A 14,660-nucleotide genomic window follows, 5' to 3' on the forward strand; every position below is an offset into this window, starting at 1 on the left:
ATATACGGTCTCCTTTCTATTAATCTATTTACTATATGTACGCTGTGTGTTAGAAATAGGAGTAAACAAAGCGGTAAAAACTTGTGAATCAAAAAAACTGCCGGACATCCGGCAGTTTTTTTAGTCTACTTTTCAAACGGCACCCAGCCGCCTGTATTCTGAATCATTTCCCATAACGGTTCAGGAAGTCGGTATTTCTCAATTTCAGATGCTTGAATGGCTTTTTCGATTTCCTGTTCGCGGCCTTCTTTGACCAGCACCGCCCATTCGGGGTTAATCAAAATGACACGTCCCAGAGCCACCAGCGGAATTCCGCTTTCTAATACAGCAAGCGCTTCGTCCGCGGTATAGATGGAACCGACGGCCATCAGCGGCACTTTATGACCGACGCGTTCGTTTAATAAATCCATCCGCGTCCGTGAAGTATCCGCTCCGCGGCGGGCTTTGGAATTGACATCCATCAGTGAAATATGCAGATAATCCAAGTTCTCTTCTGCAAGCGCGTCGGCGAGCATGAATGTTTCTTTCATTGTAAGCCCCGGTGTTTCCGGCTCTTCCGGTGACAGGCGGTAGCCGAGAACGAATGGATTTTCAGCGTGTGTATCAATTGCCTGTTTGACAGCGTCAACGACTGCAAGCGGGAACGCAAGGCGCTTTTCATCGCTTCCGCCCCAGCGGTCTGTGCGCCGGTTTGTTTTCGGTGAATAAAATTGGTGAATCAGGTACCCGTTTGCCCCGTGAATTTCAACACCGTCAAAGCCGGCTTCAATCGCTCTGCGTGTCGCTTCGCCGAATGCTTTCACGATGTGCTCAATTTCTTGTTCGGTGAGAGCCCGGGACGTTTGTCTCCCGTCTTCTTCTGAGCCGCTCGGACTGACGACGTCGTTGTTTGGCACGAGTTCAGGAGGGCATTCTAATCCTCCGTGGTGAATCTGCACAACGGCTTTCGCTCCTTGAGACTGGATCGCCTGAGCGAGTTTTTTCAAGCCGGGAATGTGAGAATCATCATAGATGCCGGGCTGGCCTGGAAACGCTTTGCCGTCCGGCGTTACGTTTGCACATGCCGTAATGACCATGCCCATTTCTTTTGAACGGGGAGTAATGTAGCTTAATTCACGGTCGGAAATCGTTCCGTCATCATTTGATGAATAGTGTGTCATCGGCGCGACTGAAATACGGTTTGGTATGGTGACGCCGCTTTCGAACGTAAAAGGTTCAAACAGCGGTTTATAAGTTTGCTTCATCATTTCGCCTTCTTCCTTAGGAGTTTAACTCGTCCGTATTCTAGCTTATGTTTTAATTGTGTGCAATTATTTTGCTTGTTCTTCTTCCTGAGGTTATGACCGGCTGAACCATTTAAACGAATGAAACGGTTTTCTCCGTTCCTTTTCAGGATCTTTATATCCTCCTGAAATTTGATGGCCGATCGAGCTGAATATGACAGCGGCGGCGAAGAGGAGAATGATTTTTTTCATATACATATCTTCTTTCTTATCTTTTACAAGGTTATTTATAAGCATACGCCTGTGCGAAAAAACCGTCAATTTGTTTTTATTTATTCTTTTTTCCACTTTCCTGCGGCGAATATCGTTCCGATCTGAATCACAACACTTAACAGAGCGCACACTGCCACAACTGTGTTGCTGTCCATAGAAGACACCCTCCTTTTTGTTAGGTTGATGTATCATATGACAGCTGTCTCTGTTTTGACAAAACCGTAATGCGGTGTTTCATATTTTTCAACACAAAAAGGGCGCTTTTTTAAGCGCCTTTACTTTTTTTTCAGCCGGTTCAAAGCGATTTGAACGGCGATGGCGTCATCCAGGTAGCCGATCGGAAACATGTAATCCGGAATGACGTCGGTCGCTAAAATATAATACAGCAGCGCGCTCCCGAGAATCGCGCGGTCTTCAGCCGGTGTTGATTCATCCATATACTGATGATGCATGTTTTTCAAATGATCAATAAAAGGGCCGACGCTTTCTTCATTGTCCATTTTCTTTTGAAACTCATCGCAAATCAAGCGATGGCCCTGCTGGGTTTTGGCATATTGTTCATATCTGGTCAGTTCGCGCTCGATTTGCTCCCGGGAAAAAGGCTGATCAAACATCTCGGCCATATTCAGCATATCCTGAATCGCGTGCATCGGGTCTTGCGGCGCAGCTTCTTTTTCATGGCCGATGTCTATGCCTGACGCCTCAAGCAATTCCTCCAGCGGAGTGCGGAGATGTTTTGAAAATTCCTGAAGATGCTTTAAATTGGCCTTCTGCTTGCCGTTTATAATCCGGGAGATGGTGGCCGTATCAATATTTGTTAAGGCGCCGAGTTTTCTCATGGAGAGCGAGTGCTTATCAAGCAGTGATTTTAAAAGGGGCCCCAGTGTCTTATTTTTATTTTCTGTCAAGGGTGTCACCTCGTTTCCGCCGGAATGATGATCATTAATCAATAATTTTTGCAGAAAAGGTACCTTTTCTGTGCTGCTGAATAGGATAGTGTAGATTCAACGGCACAACATGTTGAAAAGACATCAAAGAATGGAGAGAAACGAACATGGCTTGGTTATTGATTTTAGGTTTGGCAGTGTCCTCGAGCATTGATAATTTAGGAGTGGGGATGTCATACGGCATCAGAAAAATCAAAATATCGCATGCGTCGAATATGATGATCGCTTTTATCTGTTTTGTATTCAGTTATATCGGAATTTATTTCGGCAAATGGATTTCAGCCGTTTTACCGGGCTTTCTTCCTGTATTGCTGGCGGCGTTTATTTTATCTGTCATCGGTATCCGCATCATTCTGCTGGCTGTGCCGAGAAAAACAGCGCGTGTTGGCGCGTCAGGAAAAAAAGGCCGTTTTGCCGGTCTGCTGCAAAATCCGGAGGCAGCGGATGCCGACGGTTCGGGAGAAATCGGTATATTGGAATCCATGGTTCTCGGGGTGGCCGTATCCGCAAATGCGCTGACCAACGGATTAAGCGCGGGGTTGATCGGGCTTTCTCCAGCTGCCATTTCCATCACTGCGGCGGTCGGAAGCTTTTTGACGATATGGATCGGCTGCTCGCTTGGGAAAAAAGCCGCGTCATTACGCATCGGTTCTTTTCACGTCGGACAGTTCAGCACGGTGCTGAGCGGAGTGATTATTCTCATCATTGCCGCCAATACGCTGCTCTTTTAAGTTGTCCCGTTCATTTTATGAAAAGCTCAAAATAAATATGAATGTTTCTATTCGGGAGAGCGCATGATGCGGCTCTCTTTTTTGCCGATCTGATATTTTTTCAAAATGAACAGAAAGTCGTCCGTTTCCGTTAAATTCTGCATATTCGGCCTTCAGACAGAACCTTTATCATAGACTGATCAGCTTGTTTTCTTTCTAAGTTCAGGTAAACAGCAGGTCAGATAGCCTTCATTCCAAATATGGAAAAGAGCTGGAGGAATGAAGGCTCCCTTTACAAATCGGCCATTCTGTTCAAAGATAAAGCCGAATGAGAAAACGTGAGGTGATCTGTGTGAAGTCTGTCATACTTCTGATCTTCACCGCATGGCTGTTATCAGGCTGCGAGTATACCGCGGAGGCTGATGCGGCGCCGTCATTTACACAGGAAGGAACATTTATAAAAGCGGCCGGAAACGATACGATCGCGGTCGAAATTGACGGAGAAAGGCAAGAGGTGAAGGTGCCTTTCGCTAAGCGGTTTGAATGTCAGTCCCTGCCTGAACATACGGCGGTGCAAATCACCTATAAAAAAGAGAGCAACGGACAATTACGGCTTGAGGAACTGAAAAAAGAAACAGATATGTGAAAACGGGGAGGAAAAAACGTGGGTTTACTGACAAAAAGCGCTGCTGCCTTCGGTGCCGCTCTGCTTCTGCTTGCGCCGTCTGCTTATGCAGCTGAACCTTTGCAAGGGAAAACCATTTATATCGATGCCGGACATGGCGGAGAAGACAGCGGGGCCGGGGGAAATGGACTGCTTGAGAAAAACATCAATTTAGCGGTGTCAAACAAGGTGATTGCTAAATTGGAGACAGAAGGCGCAAAACCTGTAGCTTCAAGGACTGACGATACTTTTTTACGTTTGGACGAGCGGGTGGCGAAAGCAAGCGCCAGCCAATCCGATTTATTCGTCAGCCTCCATACGAATTCAGCCGTCTCAACGGCATCGGGCACGGAAACGTATTTTAATTCGACATATGAAGGAGCAGACAGCGAAAGGCTTGCTTCCGACATCCAGCAGCAGCTTGTCACGTCTTTAGGGATGAGGGACAGAGGCGTAAAAGAAACTCCTTTTTATGTCATTACATATTCAAAGATGCCGAGTGTGCTGGCTGAATTAGGTTTTATCACAAATCCTCAAGATGCGGACAAGCTGAAAAGCGATAACGGCCAAGAGCACGCCGCAGACGCCGTTGTAAACGGAATCGAAACCTATTACAGCGGACGGTAATGATAAAATATGTGTAAATAGCGCCCTCCTTATGTGCATAACGATTATAATAGAGAAAACCGATGACAAACATCTGAGGTGACACATATGACGAATATTTTTGCCCACCGGGGGGCGTCGGGCGACTGCCCTGAAAATACGATGCCCGCATTCAAAAAAGCGATTGAGGACGGGGCTGACGGAATCGAACTTGATGTACAGATGACAAAAGACGGCCGGATCGTGGTCATTCACGATGAAACCCTCGACCGCACGACATCTTTGAAAGGATTTGTGAAAGATACGGCGTATGACAAAATCAGAACCGCCGATGCCGCCGGAAAATGGAAAGATTCTTTTAAAGGAGTCAGAATTCCGCTTTTGTCAGATGTGCTGCGTTTTGCGGAACGTGCTGATTTTCTGATAAACATTGAGCTGAAAAACAGTGTATTCCGTTACGAAGGAATGGAAGAAGAAGTGATAAAAAAAGTCAGATATTACGGACTGGAAAAGCGCGTTATTTTTTCTTCATTTAATCATGAAAGTCTCGCGGTTTGCCACGCCCTGGCGCCTGAAATTGAAAGGGCGGTGCTGACCATGGATGTGCTGTACCGGCCTGAACGGTATCTTGCAGCCATTCCCGCTTCGGGTTATCATCCGAAGCTCGGTACGCCGGCGGTGAGCGCTGAAGTGATCAAACATCTTGCGAAACACCAAGCGGCGCTCCGTCCGTTCACTGTCAATCGTCCTGAGGATATGAAGCAGCTGATGAAAGCGGGAGCAGACGCAATTTTTACCGATTATCCAAAGCTGGCTGTTTCTATAAAAGAAGAATGCCGCAGCTGAGAAGACTGTTCAGACAGTCTTCTTTTTTTATGGGCGGGAAAAAGGCGGTGCACTCATAACTCGGTCAGCCGGTTCATATATTGTAACAGGGCGTTTTGTGTAAGCGTTATCTTTTATCTTATTGAAAGTGAGGCAAAATTGTGGGAAAAACGGTTATCGTCAGTGCGGCAAGAACGCCGTTCGGAAAATTTGGCGGCGCATTAAAAGAGGTAAAGGCAGCCGAGCTTGGCGGCATTGCCATAAAAGAAGCAATCAAGCGCGCCGCTATCAGTGAAAGCGAAGCGGAAGGAGCGGTGATGGGAATGGTCGTCCAGGCGGGTGCCGGGCAGATTCCGGCACGGCAGGCTGCAAGATATGCCGGGCTTCCGTGGTCCGTTCCGGCTGAAACCATTAATAAGGTCTGTGCATCAGGGCTCAGGGCCGTTACCATCTGTGATCAAATGATTCGGGCGAAAGATGCGGACGTGCTGATTGCAGGCGGAATGGAAAGCATGAGCAACATTCCGTACGCCATTCCGGCCGGCCGCTGGGGTGTGAGGATGGGGGACGGGGTGTTTCAGGATTTAATGGTTCATGACGGGCTGACCTGTGCGTTCGACCAGGTGCATATGGCTGTCCACGGAAGCACTGCGGCCAAAAAGTACGGCATTTCCCGGGATGAACAGGATCATTACGCTCTTTTGAGCCAGAAACGTGCGGCAGAGGCGGCTGAAGCGGGCAAATTGCGTGAAGAAATCGTTCCCGTCACCTGGACCGGCAAAAAGGGCAAACAGCATACTGTTGAAGCGGATGAGGGGCTGCGTCCTGATACGAGCCTTGAGCAGCTTGCAGCGCTCAAGCCAATTTTTACAGCCGACGGAACGGTTACAGCCGGAAACGCTCCCGGTGTAAATGACGGGGCCGGAGCATTTGTGCTGATGTCAGAGGAAAAAGCCGCGAAGCAGCATGTCAGGCCGCTCGCAGCGATACTTGGCTTTGCGTCAGTCGGACTGGAAGCGTCCGAGCTGGCAAGCGCGCCGGGAGAGGCCATCAGCCGGCTCTTGACAAAAACCGGACTGTCCGTTGACGATATTGATTTGTTTGAAGTAAATGAAGCATTTGCGTCCGTCGTGCTGGTGAGTGAAAAAATAGCCGGGTTCAGCCGGGAAAAAGTGAATGTAAACGGAGGGGCAATCGCGTTCGGCCACCCGATCGGCGCAAGCGGAGCGAGAATCATCATGAGTTTAATATACGAATTAAAGCGTCGCGGAGGAGGTTTAGGCATAGCGGCTATATGCAGCGGAGCGGCTCAAGGAGATGCCGTCCTGCTGGAGGTGTACTGATCAAAGGAGGGAGCGCCGGATGAAGATGAAAACAATCATGGTCGCAGGTGCCGGTCAGATGGGAGCAGGCATCGCTCAGACGGCTGCAGAAGCCGGGTTTGCCGTCAAGTTATACGATTGGGAGCCGGAAACGGTAAAAAAGGGTCTTCACCACATAAAGGCAAACCTGGAGAAAGAGCAGGCAAAAGGACGGAAGTCACAGCAGGAGACAGATGCCGTTTTCAGCCGTATTTCTCCGGCAGAGCTCACAGAAGCGGGAGATGCTGATTTTGTAATTGAAGCCATTGCAGAAAACAAAAAAGCAAAAGCAGAATTGTTTGACACACTAGATAAAATCTGTCCCCCTCATGCCGTATTGGCAAGCAATACGTCTTCTCTTCCCATTACGGAGCTTGCCGCGGCCACAAAAAGGCCTGAAAAAGTAATCGGCATGCATTTTATGAATCCGGTTCCTGTCATGGAGCTTGTCGAAGTCATCAGAGGACTCGCCACATCGGAAGAAACGGCGGAAACAGTAAAGAAGCTTGCCGTCCGGATGAATAAAACCCCTGTCGAAGTCAATGACTTCCCGGGCTTTATATCTAATCGCATATTAATGCCGATGATTAACGAAGCCGTTTATTGCCTTTACGAAGGAGCAGCTTCAAAGGAAGCGATTGATGCGGTGATGAAGCTTGGCATGCGGCATCCGATGGGTCCTTTAACATTAGCTGACTTCATCGGGCTGGATACGTGCCTTTCCATTATGGAGGTTCTCTATGCGGGGCTCGGAGATTCGAAATACCGCCCATGCCCTCTGCTCAGAAAATATGTCAGCGCCGGCTGGCTCGGCAAAAAAAGCGGGCGCGGTTTTTATGAGTACGGAAGATGACGTAAAGATCATGAGGGGAGACGGCAGCCATGCATTTTACAGAAGAGCACATCATGATGAGAAAAATGGTGCGTGATTTTGCCCGCAAGGAAATCGCGCCGGTGGTTGAGCTCATGGAATCAACAGATGAATTTCCGGAGCGGCTGATTAAAAAAATGGGCGAAGCGGGATTGATGGGCATTCCCGTCCCGGAAACTTACGGCGGGGCGGGTGCTGATACAACATCTTACATTTTAGCGATTCATGAAATATCAAAAGTCAGCGCGGCCGTCGGCGTCATTTTGTCCGTCCACACATCGGTAGGGACAATCCCGATTTTGCATTTCGGGACAGAAGCCCAAAAACAAACGTATATTCCGAAGCTGGCAGCGGGCGAATATATTGGGGCATTTGCGCTTACTGAGCCTCAATCCGGATCTGATGCGGGAAGCCTGAAAACAACGGCCGTGCGAAAAGGCGGTTCATATATTCTGAACGGTTCAAAAATCTTTATTACAAACGGCGGAGCGGCAGATCTGTATCTGACATTCGCCATAACCGATCCGGGTAAGGGGAGAAAGGGGATTTCAGCGTTTATCGTTGAAAAAAACACACCCGGTTTTTCTATCGGAAAAAAAGAAAAAAAGCTCGGATTGTTAGGTTCCAATACTGTCGAATTGCAGTTTGACCAAGCGGAAATTCCGATTGAAAACCGGCTCGGCGAAGAGGGCGGAGGCTTTTCAATCGCCATGAAAAACCTTGAAGTCGGACGGATCGGCATAGCGGCTCAGGCGCTCGGGATTATCGAAGCGGCGCTCGGCTGCTCGGTGGAGTACGCCAAAACCCGCAGCCAGTTCGGCAGACCCATCGCTTCGAATCAGGCTGTTTCATTTAAATTATCTGACATGGCGACGAATGCGGAAGCTGCCAAATTATTGGTCTATCATGCTGCTGATCTGTATCAGCGAGGGCTTCCGTGCGGAAAAGAAGCATCTATGGCGAAGCAATTCGCGTCCGATGCGGCGATGAAAGCGGCGGTGGAGGCTGTGCAGATTCACGGCGGCTACGGCTATATGAAAGAGTATCCCGCGGAGCGTTTATTTCGGGATGCGAAAGTCACGCAAATTTATGAAGGAACCAATGAGATTCAAAGGCTGATTATTTCTAAGTATCTTCTTCAATAAAAAGTGCGCAAAGGAGCGAAACCATGGAATCTTATTCTCCCGGTTTAGATGGCGTCATTGCGGTGGAAACGGGGATTTCTTTCCTGGATACACAGCAGGGCAGTATTTTAATCAAAGGCCACGATCTGATTGAGCTTTCTAAAACGGCCGGCTATATGGACATTGTTCATCTCTTATTGGAAGACAGACTTCCTGATGCGAAAGAGAAGGCGGCGCTTGAAGAAGACGTTCGGCGCGGCGGACACCTTCCCGAGGAAATCTTGCACATATGCCGTCTGCTGCCCGAACATACTCACCCGATGGACGGACTGAGGACGGGTTTGTCCGCGCTTGGAGGCTTTGACAAGGACATCGATGACCGTTCATCTTCCGTAAATCAGCACCGCGTACGCGGACTGATAGGCAAAATGCCGAATCTGACGGTCAACAGCTATCGAGTCATCAACGGGCTGGAGCCTTTGGCGCCGGTCGGAACCTTATCATACAGCGCAAACTTTTTATATATGATTACCGGAAAAACGCCGTCATCTTTGGAAGAAGAAATCTTCGACCGGTCGCTTCTTTTATACAGTGAGCATGAATTGCCGAACTCAACGTTTACGGCCCGTGTCATCGCTTCGACGCAATCGGATATTTACGGCGCGCTGACCGGAGCCGTCGCCTCGCTTAAGGGAAACCTTCACGGCGGAGCGAACGAAGCGGTTATGTACATGCTTGAGGAAGCGAAGGATACAGACGGGTTTACACAATTATTAACTCAAAAACTCGCAAACAAAGAAAAAATCATGGGCTTCGGCCACCGTGTCTACATGAAAAAAATGGATCCGAGGGCGCTCATGATGAAAGAAGCGTTAAAAAAGCTGTCTGATCTTTCAGGTGATTTCCGTCTTTATAATATGTGTGAAGCCGGCGAAACCGTCATGCGGGAGAAAAAAGGCCTTTATCCGAATTTAGATTACTACGCAGCGCCGGTCTATTACATGCTCGGCATCCCAATACCGCTGTACACGCCTATATTCTTCAGCGCACGCACGGTCGGCCTGTGTGCCCACGTTATTGAACAGCACAGCCGAAACCGGCTTTTCCGCCCGCGTGTCCGCTATACCGGAGCGCGCCTGTAAACAGATGAGAAAGGAAGATGAAAACATGACAGAACCCCGCCGAATGGACGCTGTAATCGAAGAGATTTCTGACTACGTGCTCCATCAGGAGATTGATAGTTCAGAAGCTTTCGCTACGGCAGGACATGTGCTTCTTGATACGATAGGCTGCGGAATTTTGGCGCTCAGCTATCCCGAATGTACAAAGCTGCTCGGCCCGATTGTCCCGGGAACCTCCGTGCCCAACGGCAGCAGAGTCCCGGGCACGCCTTTTGTTTTAGATCCGGTCACGGCTGCTTTTAATATCGGCTGTATCAACAGGTGGCTCGATTATAATGATACGTGGCTTGCTGCGGAATGGGGTCATCCGTCTGACAATCTCGGAGGCATATTGGCTTGTGCGGATTATATATCCAGAGTGCGGATTTCAGAAGGGAAAGAACCGCTTATCGTGCGCGATGTGCTTTGCGCAATGATCAAAGCGCACGAAATTCAAGGGATTCTCGCTTTGGAAAACAGCTTAAACAGAGTGGGGCTTGACCATGTGCTGTTTGTGAAAGTGGCGACTGCGGCTGTTTGCGCGCAAATGCTGGGCGGCTCAAAAGAGGAAATCAATAACGCCGTATCTCATGCCTGGATTGATAATTCAAGCCTCAGAACGTACCGTCATGCGCCGAATACCGGATCACGCAAATCATGGGCGGCCGGCGACGCGACGAGCAGAGGCGTATATTTGGCCCTTATGGCGCACAAAGGTGAAATGGGGTACCCGACGGCTCTGACCGCATCTGGGTGGGGATTTCAAGACGTATTGTTTAACCGGCAGGAAATAAAGCTTGCCCGCCCGCTTGGGTCCTATGTGATGGAGAATGTTCTGTTTAAAGTATCCTACCCGGCTGAATTCCATGCCCAGACAGCGGCGGAATGCGCGGTCCGGCTTCATCCGGAGGTGAAAGACCGCATCGAAGACATTGACAGGATCACGATTATGACGCATGAGTCGGCAATCCGGATTATCGATAAAAGAGGGCCGCTTCACAATCCGGCTGACCGGGATCACTGCCTCCAGTACATTACGGCAATCGGGCTGCTTTTCGGAGATATCACGGCGAATCATTATGAAGAGGAAACGGCGTCTGACCCGCGAATTGATACATTGCGGAGCAAAATGGAGGTGACGGAACACAAAGCGTACTCAAAAGATTACTTAGACCCGAATAAGCGATCCATATCAAATGCCGTACAGGTGCATTTTACAGACGGCACGGCTACGGGACGGATTGAATGTGAATACCCGCTCGGGCACCGGTTCCGCAGAAAAGAAGCCGTTCCGAAGATTCTTGCCAAGTTTTCAGCAAACATCAGCACTCATTTTTCATTGAAGCAGCAGCGTAAAATCGAAGAGGCCTGCGAACATAGCGGCCGAATGCAGAAGCTCAGCGTTAGTGAATTTATGGACTTATTTCTCGTATAAAATAGGAGGGTGACAAACATGACGTGGATCGTCAGCGAGCAGTCGTCTCAAGAGGAGCTTGCAGAGCGGTTCCGTACGCTGATGACAGCGCCGGATCTACTGCAGATCCCCGGCGCCCATGATGCGATGGCCGCTCTTATCGCCAAGAAAACGGGGTTTTCGGCTCTTTATTTATCAGGCGCGGCTTACACGGCGAGCAGAGGGCTGCCCGATTTAGGGATCATCACGTCGGCGGAAATGGCTGAACGGGTTAAAGATCTGGTCCGCTCGTCTGATCTGCCCGTCCTTGTCGATATTGACACGGGTTTCGGAGGAGTGCTGAATGCCGCCCGGACGGCGAAAGAAATGTATGAAGCGCGCGCGGCCGCCGTCCAGATGGAGGATCAGCGCCTGCCGAAAAAATGCGGACATCTGAATGGGAAGCAGCTCGTGCCGATTGAAGAAATGGCGCAAAAAATCCAAGCGGTCAAGCGGGCCGCGCCGACTCTTCTTGTTGTTGCGAGAACAGACGCCAGACAGCAGGAAGGACTGGAGGGGGCATTAAAAAGGGCGTCCGCTTATATAAAAGCGGGTGCTGACGCTGTTTTTCCGGAAGCGCTCCAATCCGAAAGTGAATTCAGAGCGTTTTCCAAACAAATCAGTGTGCCGATTCTCGCAAACATGACTGAATTCGGAAAAACGCCGTATTACAGTGCTGATGAATTTTCCGATATGGGCTGTCAGATGGTCATTTACCCGGTCACGTCACTCAGAACGGCGGCCAAGGCTTTTGAGCGTATTTTCCGCCTTCTGAAAGAAGAAGGCTCGCAAAAAGAGGGGCTTTCGGATATGCAGACGAGAAAAGAATTATATGAAACGATCGCTTACGATGACTATGAAGAACTGGATCAATCCATTGCCAAAACAATACTGCCGGACGACTGAAAAAGCCCTTTTTTGCAAGGGCTTTTTTCACAGCTTTTTTTTCCTGAACCGCGGGCTGACTTGATTGCGTTTCCGATCTCTGTACAGAATAAACCCGGCCAGAACATAAAGGCCGAACAAAAAAAACGCCAATCCGGCCGCCCCCTGAAGAAAAAGGGACGGAAACGGGGAAAACGCATGCCCGAATAATGCATCTCTCATCAGCTTAATGCCGAGCGCCGCGACAGCGCCGGGGAGGACCAGAATCAAAAGCGCAACAAGCCGGCTCATATTCAGAAAACCCCTTTACGATATATTTTCCTTTATTGTCCAATCGAAAAAATATTTTGTCAAGAGATCAAAACGTGGTAACATAGGGGTTGTGCAAATTATTGCAACGGGAAATACAGGTGTGCAAATTTTTTCATATAAAGGGGTATCGGGATGCAGAAGGTGCTGATTATAGGTGCTGGTAAAGGAGGCACGGCGCTCCTACAGATTTTGATGAAAACAAAGCTGATCCGGATTATTGCGGTGGTTGATCAAGATCCGGAGGCGCAAGGGCTGCAAGAAGCCCGGAGATATGGAATTGCAACCTCATCAGATTGGAAACCCTACATAACTGAAGATATAGATATTATCATCCATACAACAGGCGATAAAGCGGTCATGGATGAGCTGCTCCATGAGAAAAAAGAACAAACCATCGTCATGCCGGGAAAATTGGCGTACATGGTGTTTCAGCTGATGGAGGAAAAACAGCAGCTTATCCAAATGTTGAAGTCGCAGACGTATAAGCATGACCGGATTTTTAATTCAACGCACGACGGCATGATTTTTATAGACGTCAACGAAACGATCATTTTATTTAATCAGATGGCAGAAAAAATGGTCGGCCAAAAACGGGAGGATGTCATCGGCCGCCAAATTAAAGATGTAGTGCCGAACACAAAGCTGCCGCGGATTCTGGAAACGAGAGAGCCGGAATATAACCAGAAGCAGCTTCTCGGAAAGCACCTGCAGATTGTCACGACAAGACTGCCGATCATTGATGAAGGCGGAAAACTTCTCGGCGCGTTATGCGTGTTTAAAGACATCACCGACGCAGTTGAACTGGCGGAAGAGGTCACGAACTTAAAACAAATCCGCACCATGCTTGAAGCGATTATACAATCATCAGACGAGGCCATTTCTGTCGTTGATGAAAATGGCATCGGAATGTTAATCAACAAAGCGTATACAAAAATGACCGGGCTGTCAGAAAGCGAAGTCATCGGAAAACCCGCTTCCACCGATATCTCAGAAGGGGAAAGCATGCACCTGAAAGTATTGGGGACAAGGCGGCCCGTGCGGGGTGTGAGGATGAAGGTCGGCCCCAATAAAAAGGATGTTATCGTAAATGTCGCCCCCGTTATTGTGGACGGTATTTTAAAAGGCAGCGTCGGCGTCATTCACGATGTGTCAGAAATTAAAACGCTGACTGCTGAGCTGAATCGGGCGCGCCAGATCATCCGCACGCTTGAAGCGAAATACACGTTTGACGACATCATCGGCACGAGTGAACAAATGCTGGTCGCCCTTGAACAGGCGAAGCTCGGGGCGAAAACGCCAGCGACGATTCTGCTGCGGGGAGAATCCGGCACAGGAAAAGAACTTTTCGCCCACGCCATCCATAATGAAAGCGACCGAAAATACAATAAATTCATCCGGGTCAATTGTGCGGCCCTGTCTGAATCCCTGCTAGAATCCGAGCTTTTCGGCTATGAGGAAGGCGCGTTTACGGGCGCGAGGCGCGGAGGCAAAAAAGGACTTTTTGAGGAAGCGAATAACGGCAGCATTTTCTTAGATGAAATCGGAGAGCTGACCCAAAGCACCCAGGCAAAGCTGCTCAGAGTTCTGCAAGAAAAAGAAATTATCAGAGTCGGCGGCGCTAAAGCGATTTCTGTCAATGTCAGAATTATCGCAGCGACAAACGTCAATATCGAAAAGGCCATGGCGGAAGGCGCGTTCCGTGAAGATCTGTATTACCGGATTAACCGCTATCCGATCTCAATCCCGCCGCTTCGGCAGCGCAAAGAAGATATTGAAGCGCTGAGCATTCGGCTCATTGAAAAAATCAATCAGGATTACGGCCGCAATGTAAAGGGGCTCGCGCCGAACGCGCTGCGAGCTTTATCAGCCTACAGCTGGCCGGGAAACGTCCGGGAGCTTGAAAATGTTCTCGGACGGGCAATGATATTTTTAGAGCCGCACATGGAACGGATCGAACAGCAGCATCTGCCTGTTTTTGAATCAGAGCTGAATGAAAAAAACGGCACCCAAAGTGATTTTCCGGATGTGGAAGGGGAAAAGCTGTCTCAGGCTGTTGAAAAATTTGAAGCGCACGTCATTCAAAAAACGCTTGAAAAGCATAAATTCAACCGAACCAAAACGGCAAAAGCGCTTGGTGTCAGCATTCGGAACCTGTACTACAAAATGGACAAGTACGGCCTTGCAAATGACGGCATGCAATAAATTGCAGAGAAAGCGCAAACAGCTGCATGTTTTCTTGAAAAAAG

At 49.0% G+C, this 14,660-nt stretch carries 15 protein-coding genes; 11 read left to right on the forward strand and 4 right to left on the reverse strand.

Going from position 1 to position 14,660, the window contains the following annotated elements:
• Nucleotides 1-125 precede the first annotated feature (125 nt).
• The 3 genes from HWY38_RS16300 to HWY38_RS16310 all read right to left on the reverse strand — a co-directional run bounded on the left by HWY38_RS16300 (nucleotide 126) and on the right by HWY38_RS16310 (nucleotide 2,404).
• On the reverse strand, nucleotides 126-1,244 hold the full coding sequence (locus HWY38_RS16300; RefSeq protein WP_032863662.1) for an NADH-dependent flavin oxidoreductase: 1,119 nt from the start codon (nucleotides 1,242-1,244) through the stop codon (nucleotides 126-128).
• A gap of 93 nt (nucleotides 1,245-1,337) precedes the next feature.
• Nucleotides 1,338-1,475 (reverse strand): hypothetical protein, encoded by a 138-nt coding sequence (locus HWY38_RS16305; RefSeq protein WP_014470646.1) that lies wholly within the window; start codon nucleotides 1,473-1,475, stop codon nucleotides 1,338-1,340.
• A gap of 296 nt (nucleotides 1,476-1,771) precedes the next feature.
• The gene (locus tag HWY38_RS16310) at nucleotides 1,772-2,404 is read right to left on the reverse strand and encodes a helix-turn-helix domain-containing protein (RefSeq protein ID WP_014418348.1); all 633 of its coding nucleotides are present in this window, start codon (nucleotides 2,402-2,404) and stop codon (nucleotides 1,772-1,774) included.
• 146 nt (nucleotides 2,405-2,550) lie between these two features.
• On the opposite strand from HWY38_RS16310, the gene ytaF reads away from it, so the two are divergent.
• The 10 genes from ytaF (at nucleotide 2,551) to prpB (ending at nucleotide 12,123) form a co-directional block, all read left to right on the forward strand.
• The gene (gene ytaF, locus HWY38_RS16315; protein WP_007408366.1) at nucleotides 2,551-3,174 is read left to right on the forward strand and encodes a sporulation membrane protein YtaF; all 624 of its coding nucleotides are present in this window, start codon (nucleotides 2,551-2,553) and stop codon (nucleotides 3,172-3,174) included.
• Between the two features lie 307 nt (nucleotides 3,175-3,481).
• The gene (locus HWY38_RS16320; protein WP_014721488.1) at nucleotides 3,482-3,799 is read left to right on the forward strand and encodes a hypothetical protein; all 318 of its coding nucleotides are present in this window, start codon (nucleotides 3,482-3,484) and stop codon (nucleotides 3,797-3,799) included.
• A gap of 18 nt (nucleotides 3,800-3,817) precedes the next feature.
• Nucleotides 3,818-4,444: an N-acetylmuramoyl-L-alanine amidase gene (locus tag HWY38_RS16325; protein WP_224182201.1), complete on the forward strand. Its 627-nt coding sequence runs from the start codon at nucleotides 3,818-3,820 to the stop codon at nucleotides 4,442-4,444.
• Between the two features lie 87 nt (nucleotides 4,445-4,531).
• A complete protein-coding gene (locus tag HWY38_RS16330; RefSeq protein WP_032874064.1) occupies nucleotides 4,532-5,269 on the forward strand; it encodes a glycerophosphodiester phosphodiesterase in 738 nt (245 codons plus the stop codon).
• Between the two features lie 140 nt (nucleotides 5,270-5,409).
• Complete coding sequence (locus tag HWY38_RS16335; protein WP_015417795.1) at nucleotides 5,410-6,591, forward strand: acetyl-CoA C-acetyltransferase; 1,182 nt, start codon at nucleotides 5,410-5,412, stop codon at nucleotides 6,589-6,591.
• A gap of 19 nt (nucleotides 6,592-6,610) precedes the next feature.
• On the forward strand, nucleotides 6,611-7,462 hold the full coding sequence (locus HWY38_RS16340) for a 3-hydroxybutyryl-CoA dehydrogenase (RefSeq protein WP_224182202.1): 852 nt from the start codon (nucleotides 6,611-6,613) through the stop codon (nucleotides 7,460-7,462).
• 29 nt (nucleotides 7,463-7,491) lie between these two features.
• On the forward strand, nucleotides 7,492-8,625 hold the full coding sequence (locus HWY38_RS16345) for an acyl-CoA dehydrogenase (protein WP_224182203.1): 1,134 nt from the start codon (nucleotides 7,492-7,494) through the stop codon (nucleotides 8,623-8,625).
• 23 nt (nucleotides 8,626-8,648) lie between these two features.
• Nucleotides 8,649-9,746, forward strand: a complete 1,098-nt coding sequence (gene mmgD / locus HWY38_RS16350; RefSeq protein WP_007612474.1) for a citrate synthase — start codon at nucleotides 8,649-8,651, stop codon at nucleotides 9,744-9,746.
• Between the two features lie 25 nt (nucleotides 9,747-9,771).
• On the forward strand, nucleotides 9,772-11,199 hold the full coding sequence (locus HWY38_RS16355) for a bifunctional 2-methylcitrate dehydratase/aconitate hydratase (protein ID WP_224182204.1): 1,428 nt from the start codon (nucleotides 9,772-9,774) through the stop codon (nucleotides 11,197-11,199).
• 18 nt (nucleotides 11,200-11,217) lie between these two features.
• Nucleotides 11,218-12,123, forward strand: a complete 906-nt coding sequence (gene prpB, locus HWY38_RS16360) for a methylisocitrate lyase (RefSeq protein ID WP_052827637.1) — start codon at nucleotides 11,218-11,220, stop codon at nucleotides 12,121-12,123.
• A 27-nt stretch (nucleotides 12,124-12,150) separates the two neighbouring features.
• On the opposite strand, the gene HWY38_RS16365 is transcribed toward prpB, so the two are convergent.
• Nucleotides 12,151-12,393, reverse strand: a complete 243-nt coding sequence (locus HWY38_RS16365; protein ID WP_007408378.1) for a DUF2627 domain-containing protein — start codon at nucleotides 12,391-12,393, stop codon at nucleotides 12,151-12,153.
• A gap of 153 nt (nucleotides 12,394-12,546) precedes the next feature.
• On the opposite strand from HWY38_RS16365, the gene HWY38_RS16370 reads away from it, so the two are divergent.
• Entirely contained in the window at nucleotides 12,547-14,616 is a 2,070-nt protein-coding gene (locus HWY38_RS16370; RefSeq protein WP_063636704.1) for a sigma-54 interaction domain-containing protein, read from the forward strand.
• Nucleotides 14,617-14,660: the final 44 nt, after the last annotated feature.

Origin of the sequence: Bacillus sp. KS1, assembly GCF_020075515.1 — a bacterium.
GTDB classification, from domain to species: Bacteria; Bacillota; Bacilli; order Bacillales; family Bacillaceae; genus Bacillus; species Bacillus velezensis.

What these genes read in the sequence shown, in the direction of transcription:
- HWY38_RS16300 (WP_032863662.1), bottom strand. Translation starts at nt 1,244, where the DNA reads ATGAAGCAAACTTATAAACCGCTGTTTGAACCTTTTACGTTCGAAAGC.
- HWY38_RS16305 (WP_014470646.1), bottom strand. Translation starts at nt 1,475, where the DNA reads ATGAAAAAAATCATTCTCCTCTTCGCCGCCGCTGTCATATTCAGCTCG.
- ytaF (WP_007408366.1), top strand. Translation starts at nt 2,551, where the DNA reads ATGGCTTGGTTATTGATTTTAGGTTTGGCAGTGTCCTCGAGCATTGAT.
- HWY38_RS16320 (WP_014721488.1), top strand. Translation starts at nt 3,482, where the DNA reads ATGAGAAAACGTGAGGTGATCTGTGTGAAGTCTGTCATACTTCTGATC.
- HWY38_RS16330 (WP_032874064.1), top strand. Translation starts at nt 4,532, where the DNA reads ATGACGAATATTTTTGCCCACCGGGGGGCGTCGGGCGACTGCCCTGAA.
- HWY38_RS16340 (WP_224182202.1), top strand. Translation starts at nt 6,611, where the DNA reads ATGAAGATGAAAACAATCATGGTCGCAGGTGCCGGTCAGATGGGAGCA.
- HWY38_RS16345 (WP_224182203.1), top strand. Translation starts at nt 7,492, where the DNA reads ATGCATTTTACAGAAGAGCACATCATGATGAGAAAAATGGTGCGTGAT.
- mmgD (WP_007612474.1), top strand. Translation starts at nt 8,649, where the DNA reads ATGGAATCTTATTCTCCCGGTTTAGATGGCGTCATTGCGGTGGAAACG.
- HWY38_RS16355 (WP_224182204.1), top strand. Translation starts at nt 9,772, where the DNA reads ATGACAGAACCCCGCCGAATGGACGCTGTAATCGAAGAGATTTCTGAC.
- prpB (WP_052827637.1), top strand. Translation starts at nt 11,218, where the DNA reads ATGACGTGGATCGTCAGCGAGCAGTCGTCTCAAGAGGAGCTTGCAGAG.
- HWY38_RS16365 (WP_007408378.1), bottom strand. Translation starts at nt 12,393, where the DNA reads ATGAGCCGGCTTGTTGCGCTTTTGATTCTGGTCCTCCCCGGCGCTGTC.
- HWY38_RS16370 (WP_063636704.1), top strand. Translation starts at nt 12,547, where the DNA reads ATGCAGAAGGTGCTGATTATAGGTGCTGGTAAAGGAGGCACGGCGCTC.